Raw genomic sequence first — 1,840 nt, forward strand, 5'->3', positions numbered from 1 at the left:
ACACAAATGCCATTAACACCTAATGGGAAAGTTGATCGAAAAGCATTACTTGAATTGGAAGGGAATTTACAAACAGGAACGGAATACGAAGCGCCTCGAACAGTTGTAGAGRTACAATTGGCTGAAATATGGAAAGAAGTACTTGGATTAAAACAAGTTGGAGTAAAAGATAACTTTTTTGATATTGGCGGCCACTCCCTACGTGCAACGATTTTAATATCTAAAATTCATAAAGAGATGAATGTGAGTATATCTCTAAGAGAAATATTTCAATTTCCGACTCTTCAGCAGATGGCTGGACGTATTACGGACATGGAACAACATATATTATAAAGAGATGAATGTGAGTATATCTCTAAGAGAAATATTTCAATTTCCGACTCTTCAGCAGATGGCTGGACGTATTACGGACATGGAACAACATATATATGTATCTATTCCAAGTGCGGAGGAAAGAGAATACTATCCTGTCTCTTCATCTCAAAAGCGTATGTACATTTTGAATCAACTTGAAGGCGGAGAAATTAGCTACAATATCACAAATGTTATAACGGTAAAGGGTGATCTTGATTGTAAACGATTAGAAGAAGCATTTCGTCAATTGATTCAACGTCATGAATCATTGCGAACAGGTTTTGAGATGGTAAATGGAAAATTGATGCAACGTATAGAAACTAATATAGAATTTTCTATAGAATATATGAAATCAAGCGAAAAAGAAGTGGATAATTATGTGCGTCGTTTTGTACAGGCATTTAACCTTCAACAAGCACCACTTATGCGAGTAGGACTCATTGAAATTGAACCCGAGCATTATCTATTGTTGTTAGATATGCATCATATTATTTCTGATGGGATATCTATGAATATTATAATGAAAGAATGGATTCAGTTGTATGAGGGAGAAGAGTTGCCACCGCTTCGGATTGGGTACAAGGATTATGCTGTATGGCAACAAAAAGAAATCCAGAGTGAACGAATGAAAAAACAGGAAACATATTGGTTAGATGTTTTTAGTAAAGACATTCCATTATTAGATATGCCAACAGACTATGTTAGACCATCTACAAGAAGTTTTACAGGAGATTCATATGAATTTATTATTGATGAGCAAAGAAGTAAAGCATTAAGAAAAATAGCTAAACAAACGGAATCAACTTTGTATATGGTATTACTTGGAATATATACAGCTCTGCTTTCTAAATATAGCGGGCAAGAAGATATTATTGTAGGAAGCCCAATTGCAGGTAGACCACATGTCGATTTAGAATCAACAATTGGTATGTTTGTCAATACATTAGCTATGCGTAATTATCCAGTTAGAGAGAAGTCATTCACTACGTACTTACAGGAAGTGAAAGAAAATGCGTTAAAAGCGTATGAAAATCAAGACTATCCATTTGAAGAGTTAGTAGATAAGGTTAATATCAATAGGGATATGAGTCGAAATCCTGTATTTGATACGATGTTTGTATTGCAAAATATGCAGCGAGAGGAAAAGAGTATTCAAGGATTACAGTTAATTCCTTATGTAGGTAAGCATAAGATATCTAAATTTGATTTGACATTAATAGGTATAGAGGAAGAAGGACAAATCAGTTGTATGATTGAATATGCAACTAATTTATACAAAGAAGAAACAATCAAAAGAATGTCAGAGCATTTTATGCAATTAATAGATGCTATTATTGATGATTCGCACGTCAAACTTTCATCTTTAGAAATAATTACATCACAAGAAAAAACGCAGATTTTAGATGTGTTTAATAAGACAGAAATAGAATATTCAAATGAAAAGACAATTCATCAATTGTTCGAAGAACAGGTACAGCGCACGCCT

General features: G+C 33.7%; 2 protein-coding genes. Both read left to right on the plus strand.

Annotated features, from left to right (window positions below):
• Window positions 1–333 (plus strand): phosphopantetheine-binding protein (locus tag AZF08_RS24805; RefSeq protein WP_161486808.1); only part of this gene is annotated, 333 nt, incomplete at its 5' end.
• Window positions 334–343: 10 nt separating this feature from the next.
• On the plus strand, window positions 344–1,840 hold a 1,497-nt coding region (locus tag AZF08_RS24810; RefSeq protein ID WP_235604087.1), incomplete at its 3' end, for a condensation domain-containing protein.

Source organism: Bacillus gaemokensis (assembly GCF_001590835.1).
GTDB lineage: Bacteria > Bacillota > Bacilli > Bacillales > Bacillaceae_G > Bacillus_A > Bacillus_A gaemokensis.